A 6,641-nucleotide genomic window follows, 5' to 3' on the forward strand; every position below is an offset into this window, starting at 1 on the left:
ACAGCCAGTAAAGACGAATTGGACACAGTACAGGGCAAAGGTATGTCCCAACGCCTGTTCCCGCAAAAGAAGTAATTTTGATTGTTTATCGCTTTATTTTATTATGATAATAAATCTTGTTAACATAAAAATCAAATCCAAAGCCACCAAGTTCCTTATTTTCAGACGACCTCTTGCGACAAATCAAAGAAAGCGAATGATTCGTTGTGAAAGTTAGGCAGGGCTATTGATAAGGTTTTCGTTTGGATGTTTTATAGAGCAGTAAAGACCAAAGGAGCGAATGATGAAAATCTACACCGCTGCAGAAATGCGCGAACACGAACAAATGGCAGTCGATAAAGGCACGACTTTCGAGCAACTGATGGAAAACGCGGGACAAGCCGCCGCGGCGGATTTGCTGCGCCGTTTCCCGAAAGCAGGACGCGCGTTGATTGTTTGCGGCAAGGGCAACAACGGCGGCGACGGTTTGGTCATCGCGCGCGTGTTGTCCGAACAGGATTGGCGGGTAGATGTTGTTTTCGTCTTGGGAGATAAACTGTCGCCGCTAGCGCAGTTGAACCGCGAGCGTTTGAATCATTCGGACGGCGTCAGCTTTATCCGACCCGACGAACTGGAAGGCCGTACCACAGGCAGGCTTCGCACTCTGAAAACAGGTTACGGCCTCATTATCGAAGGCATTTTCGGAACAGGCTTCAGCGGCGCATTGCCCGAAACAGCCGCCGCCGTCTGCCGTCTGCTGAATCAAGCCGACGGCTTCAAAATCGCGTTAGACATCCCGACCGGGCTGAACTGCGACACCGGCGAAGCAGACAAAGACACCTTCCGCGCCGACCTGACTTACGCCTTCGCCGCCTACAAACCCGCGCATATGACTGAAGCAGGCAAAGCATATTGCGGCGAAACCGTGTGTTTGGATATTGGGATAGAGTAGCCCTCTTTGGGGTGGTTTAGATAAAATAAAAACGTCGTCTGAAAATACGGCATTAGCGAAACCTGCTATGCCTGTTTTCAGACGACGTTGTTTTTGAGATTGGATACGGCGGGTACGGTTGCGTCCTTCTTTGTCCCCATCCCCGCTGGAAAGCTGGTTTCTCCGGCCAGAGGTTGCCTGCCTGAAAAGAAAAACGGGCTTTCAGGTAGGCATTCCGTCAAGCATTGAGAAATTCGAGCAAATGTTTCCCGCCAACTTTCAAGGCCTCCACAAATACGTTGACTTTCTGTTGTTGCTCTTGGGTATGGCTTACCGTATACAGCCAGCCTTCGGGCGTAATGGTGTAGTTGATGCCCAAGCCGCCAACCGAGGTGGGGGCAAAGGCAAAGTTCACTACTGTGCTGTTGTCGCCTACGGTTGAGGTGGAGAGGAAATCGGTGGTAAAGGTTTGGTAGCCTTCGTCTTTAAAAAATTCAGGAATCTCACTGTTTGCTTTGGTTGCCATCAGTTGCAGGCCGAGCAGGTGGCGGTTGGCGCCTTGGCCGAGTTTGCTGGCTTTGATGCGGGCTTTATGTTCGGCCAATGCGGCATCCAGCGCTTCGCGGGAGGGTTTTTCCTGCAATAAGGTGCCGACGAAGACCAGCGATTCGTTGGAAACGGGGCGCACGCATTCGGTACGGCCGTTTTTGAAGTGGCTCACATCAACGGCTTCGTATGTGTTGCGGACGCTGCCGTAGGTAGTGAGTTGGGCGTATTGCAGGAGGAACTGCATCAACGCATCTTGGCTCACGCCTTTGGGAATGGTTAAGCCGTTGAACGGGATGGTAACGCTGGTTACGTGCATCTGGTCAGCTTGTTTGGCATAGTTTTGCTGCCATTGTTCCCAGTTTTTCAGCAAGTCGGCATCCAACTGCCATTCGTAGCGGTGGACGGCAGGGCGGGTTTTCTTGCCGACGAGTGAGTTCAGTTTGGCAGCGGCAAGGGTCACGATGCCTTTGAGCGCGCCGCCGTCAGCCCAAGTGTGTTCGCAATGCAGATACAGGCGCTTGGTGCTGGTGTTGTAGCAATAGGTGGTGGGTTTGTAGCACCAAACGTTTTGCTTAGGTTGGAACGTGGTTTGTGCCAGATCACTGTCGGCATCAAGGTCTTCGTTGCTGATGCTGATGTGAAACAGGTCTTGTTTGATGTGTTCCAGCAGGCGGGTGTTGTCGTCATGCTGTTGCAGGGCTTGGTACACGCGGGCGGTTTCGTTGCCGCCCAAGTAGCAGGGTACGGCTACCGGATATTTGTTTTGATGGGTATCGGAAAGGATTTCTTCAAATGCCTGTCTGAACGCATCGGGATGGTAGGCTTCAAATTGTTCGTCGAGCGCGGCAATTCGGTAGTAGAAACCGTTGTGCAATACGCCGATGTGACGGCTGCCATTCGGTGAAAAGTGGAATCCGTCGACTTCTTTTTGCGGCACGCGTGCGGCACCTTGCAAGATTTTCCATTGCTCCATGCATACGGGCGTACCTTGCGGGGTTTGCGGCACGGGAATGCGCTGATGGTAATAATCAGCGCACACCGCAGCCAATGCCGATGCCCACTCCGCCAAATCCTTACCTTGAGTTTGGATGTTGAAACCTACGTTGCTGGCTAAAGGCAGCGGATTGCGTACGCGCAGATAGCTTTCGAGCCAAGCGTCGATCAACCAGCTGGTTTCGACTTCTGCTGCAAATTGCTGCAACGCGGCTTGCAATTCTTTGCCTTTGCCCGATTCGAAATTACGGGTGGTTGCTGCGGTTTTTTCAAAAGCTTCATCACTCAGCAGCGGGTGCACCAGTTTCAAATAGCGTTCGCAGGTTTCGGCCAAATCAGGCACGGGGAGGCGGGATGTCTGGGACATCGTGTTCTCCTAATCATTAGGCGCAGGCGGTAATGCCTGTCTGTAAATGTTTAATCGTCTTTTTCAATGAAGGCCAGTTTGATGACATAGCCTAAAAAGGCGAGAACCAAAACCATCAATACAGTTTCGAGAATGTTGTCTTGAACGCTTTGATTCAAATACATAATTTGTTTTTCCACGGTTTACTCCTTGTTTTTTACAGGTTCTTGGGCGGGCGATACGCGGGGTATGTCGCGTTTGAGCTGGCGCCAAAGTGCGGCAAACCATAAGTACATAATGAATACAAACGGGAAGCCGGAGAATGAGCCGACAGCTTTAATACCTTCCATCTTACCGGTAACAATCACGGCGTAGGCGATAAGCGACATTAAGATAGCCCAAATTACTGCGCGGGTTTTGTTTTCACGGCGTCCGTCGTTGCTGGTCATAATGCCCAGAGAAATGGCGGAACTGGTTACAGTAGTCACCACGAAGCCGAGGAACAGAACCACAGTCAGCGGTTTGGTTGCGAAAGACAGGGGCAGCATATTGAGCAGGTAATAGAATGTGCCTTCGTAGTCGCCTTTATTGGCAATTTCCGCCAAGCGTCCGCTACCTTCTACGGTGTCAAGCAGGCTGAAACCGGAGAATACGGAGAACCAAATTACCAAGAAGCCGACCGGTACCATAATCGAAGCCAGCACGAATTCGCGTAAAGTGCGGCCTTTGGAAATTTTGGCGAGAAACACACCCACAAACGGTGTCCAAGTAATCCACCATACCCAGTAAGCCATCGGATACCATACCAGCCAATCGCGGTTATGGAACAAATAAAGCTCGAAGGAATGGTGAACGGTTTGAGTGAGGATATTGCCGATAGACACGACCAAATTGCTGAGGAAGTAGTGGGTCGGGCCGACCAAGAAGACAAATACCAGCATGAGTAAAGACAAAACCACGGTCAAATCGCCCAGCCATTTCATACCTTTCTCAATCGGCAATACGGCACCCAAAGTATAAAGGGAGGCGATAATGATCAGAACGACGGTTTGCCAGCCTATTGTGCTAAAGTCCATTCCGGTGATGATTTTCATACCGGAAGAAATTTGTGTGGAAGCCATGGCAATGGAAGAGGAAACCGACATGGCAATCGACACAATCGCTATGCCTGTAATCAAAATGCCCAATGGTTTTGCCCATTTCTTGTGTTTGAACGCATATTCCAGCGGCGCAGAGGGCGTACATTCCGTTTTATGTTGATACATAAAGTATGCCAGCACCAGCCCGCCGATAGTATAAAGCGACCATGCCGGAATACCCCATACATGCAGCGCAAGGCTCATTGCATTTTCCACTTTCTGGTATTCAGGCAAATTTTCTGCCTGTATACCGATGGGCGAATGATAGTAGTGCCACAGCGCCTCAATCGGGCCGAAGAACACAATACCCACACCGATACCGGCGGTAAACAGCATGTTCATCCAAGAAAAGAATGAATATTCCGGCTGGGCATCCTTTCCGCCCAACCGGATATTGCCGAAGCGGGGGGACAAAGCAACGGTCATACACACGGTAAATGCCAATAGAGGCAGCCACATAATCAGCCAGTCAAACTTCATATAGAAGAACTTACTGACATCGGTAATCGTGTTGGTAAATAAAGTGGGTTTGACAACAGCTATTGTAGCCAAGGCACCTACTAAGGGAGCAGTCCATAAAAAGTAATTGGGACGCTTGGGTTGAGTTTCTTCGTTCGCGGACATACGCTAGCCTTTATAGTTGGTTGATAATTTTTAAATCGAACAAACAAGCAAGACGTTTAGCGTAAGATTAAGTATTTCTTTATTCGATTCTATAATGCTTGTCTGAAAAAACAAAGGTTTTCAGACAAGCATTAGTCATGAGAATCTACTGTATTTGATATGAGTTAATCTTCAACCGGTTTTCCGCAGCTACTTTATTTATTAGGTGTGAAATACTCATGCCGCGCCCGATGGATTCGGCGTATTCAAAATGCAGCCTAGGAATAAGGAGGCCGTCTGAAAACAATTCTATGCTGTTTTCAGACGGCCTTTTGTTTCAACAAACGGGAATGCGTTGACATTAACGTGATGGCAGTGGCGGGCAAACGCTTAAAGCAGTTGCTCGCCCCAGTGCAGTTTTTGGCGCAGGGTTTTGAAATATTCGTAATCGGTCGGATGCAGGATGCGCAGCGGACGCGGGTAGCGGCGGATGCGGATGCGGTCGAGGTTTTGGATGTCGACGAAAGATTGTCCGTCGAAGTGCACGCGGGCGTCGCCGCTTTTGGTAATGAGCACTTCGATTTCGCTGGTATCGGGAATAGCAATCGGGCGGTTGGTCATGGACTGAGGGCAAATCGGCACCAATGTAAAAGCGCGCAATCCCGCTTGGAGAATCGGACCGCCGGCCGCCAGCGCGTAGGCGGTCGAACCGGTGGGCGTGGAGACGATGAGTCCGTCCGAGCGCTGGGTGTAGACAAACTCTTTATCGATAAACACTTCAAATTCAATCATTTGCCCCGCTCCGCCGCGGGAAATGACGGCATCGTTGAGGGCGAGCGACTGCTGGCAGATTTCGCCGTCGCGTTCCAGCGATACTTCAAGCAGGATGCGCTCTTCGGCGCGGTATTGTCCGGCCAGCATGGCGCGCAGGCTTTCGACCATGTTTTCACGCGAAACTTGCGTGAGAAAGCCCAGATGCCCTTGGTTGACGCCGATAACGGGTGTGCCGTGGGGCGCGAGCTTGCGCGCGACGGAAAGGAACGTGCCGTCGCCGCCCAAGACGATGACAACGTCGCACCGCCCGCCCAGTCCGGATTTGGCGGTGATGTGGCATCCGCCGGTATCTTCGGGGAAGACGCTGCCGTCTTCGGTGCAGGCTTCATCGAGAAATACCGTCAGTTTTTCCGCATGTAGGAATCTGATGAGCGTGCGGGCGTTGGTTTGGATGTCGGGCGTGTTCGGGCGGGTAACGATGCCGATGTTTTGGAATTGGCTGTTCATTGTGTACGCGTGGACGGGCTGGTATCGGGAAATTATAGCCGAAGCGGCGGGAAACAGACAGGGCGGGCTGTTTCAGGTCTGGATGTCGCGCTCGAGCCGGTCGAGCCGCGCGCTCAGGCGGGCGACGTCGTCGCGCAGTTTGTCCACTTCCTCCATCCATGCGGCGATGGTGGCTTGGTCGGGCACGGGAGATTCCGGTTCGCGGACAAATTCGCCGATTTGTTCGGCGATGCTTTTGCCGATTTGTTTGACCGTGTCGCCGATGGCGGCGGCGCGGGCGCTGATGTTTTCGGCGGCGGTTTCGCCGAAGATGCGGTTCAGGTCATCGCCGGCATCGTAGCGCAGGCCGCCCAGTATCGGCAGCAGCGACATGCCGAGCATCAGGTCGCCGTCGATTTCAATGTCGCCCACCCCGGGTTTGCCGCCTTGCAGGATTTTCTGCACGGCGCTGTTGCGGAAAGTGATTTCGGTATCCGCCTCCTCTGCGGTAGGCTCCAAAAAACCGCTGCTGCCGATGCAGGCTTTGATGCGCAGGCCGGAAAGATTGATGCACAGGGTCCTGCCGGCGAAATGCGCCAGGCTGCTTTGGTGTTCCGGATTCTGCCGGATGAGGTGGTTGATAACGGGAAGTAAGGCGGACATGGTTTTCTCTTGCCGGCCGCTCAGGCCGTCTGAAAGGTAACGGCTGTGATTTTACAGGCTTAGGATATTGCCGAAAACGGTATTTACAATTTTACCGCCGCTGCGGTCTGCCGAATCGAAATCGGGGGCGGGAAGGCCGAGTTTGGCGGCCTCGGCGGCGTAGAACTCGGCACGGGCG

General features: G+C 52.2%; 6 protein-coding genes and 1 pseudogene. 1 reads left to right on the forward strand and 6 read right to left on the reverse strand.

All coding sequences use genetic code 11. From position 1 onward, the window contains the following. Window positions 1–283: 283 nt before the first annotated feature. On the forward strand, window positions 284–931 hold the full coding sequence (locus ACI43T_RS09850; protein WP_405386807.1) for an NAD(P)H-hydrate epimerase: 648 nt from the start codon (window positions 284–286) through the stop codon (window positions 929–931). 217 nt (window positions 932–1,148) lie between these two features. On the opposite strand, the gene ACI43T_RS09855 is transcribed toward ACI43T_RS09850, so the two are convergent. The 6 genes and pseudogenes from ACI43T_RS09855 to ACI43T_RS09880 form a co-directional block, all read right to left on the reverse strand. Then, a complete protein-coding gene (locus ACI43T_RS09855; RefSeq protein ID WP_405386794.1) occupies window positions 1,149–2,819 on the reverse strand; it encodes a choline/carnitine O-acyltransferase in 1,671 nt (556 codons plus the stop codon). Window positions 2,820–2,869: 50 nt separating this feature from the next. Then, window positions 2,870–2,998: a hypothetical protein gene (locus ACI43T_RS09860; protein WP_405386796.1), complete on the reverse strand. Its 129-nt coding sequence runs from the start codon at window positions 2,996–2,998 to the stop codon at window positions 2,870–2,872. A gap of 3 nt (window positions 2,999–3,001) precedes the next feature. Continuing rightward, window positions 3,002–4,561: a BCCT family transporter gene (locus tag ACI43T_RS09865; protein ID WP_405386798.1), complete on the reverse strand. Its 1,560-nt coding sequence runs from the start codon at window positions 4,559–4,561 to the stop codon at window positions 3,002–3,004. A 369-nt stretch (window positions 4,562–4,930) separates the two neighbouring features. Beyond that, a complete protein-coding gene (locus ACI43T_RS09870) occupies window positions 4,931–5,821 on the reverse strand; it encodes an NAD(+) kinase (RefSeq protein ID WP_405386800.1) in 891 nt (296 codons plus the stop codon). 72 nt (window positions 5,822–5,893) lie between these two features. Continuing rightward, on the reverse strand, window positions 5,894–6,463 hold the full coding sequence (locus tag ACI43T_RS09875) for a ubiquinone biosynthesis accessory factor UbiJ (RefSeq protein WP_009173689.1): 570 nt from the start codon (window positions 6,461–6,463) through the stop codon (window positions 5,894–5,896). Window positions 6,464–6,514: 51 nt separating this feature from the next. After that, a pseudogene (locus tag ACI43T_RS09880) lies at window positions 6,515–6,641 on the reverse strand (SDR family NAD(P)-dependent oxidoreductase); the annotation flags it as partial.

Source organism: Neisseria oralis, assembly GCF_045062685.1.
Classification (GTDB): Bacteria; Pseudomonadota; Gammaproteobacteria; order Burkholderiales; family Neisseriaceae; genus Neisseria; species Neisseria oralis.

Coding starts and splice junctions, on each gene's coding strand:
- ACI43T_RS09850 (WP_405386807.1), top strand. CDS start 284: ATGAAAATCTACACCGCTGCAGAAATGCGCGAACACGAACAAATGGCA.
- ACI43T_RS09855 (WP_405386794.1), bottom strand. CDS start 2,819: ATGTCCCAGACATCCCGCCTCCCCGTGCCTGATTTGGCCGAAACCTGC.
- ACI43T_RS09865 (WP_405386798.1), bottom strand. CDS start 4,561: ATGTCCGCGAACGAAGAAACTCAACCCAAGCGTCCCAATTACTTTTTA.
- ACI43T_RS09870 (WP_405386800.1), bottom strand. CDS start 5,821: ATGAACAGCCAATTCCAAAACATCGGCATCGTTACCCGCCCGAACACG.
- ACI43T_RS09875 (WP_009173689.1), bottom strand. CDS start 6,463: ATGTCCGCCTTACTTCCCGTTATCAACCACCTCATCCGGCAGAATCCG.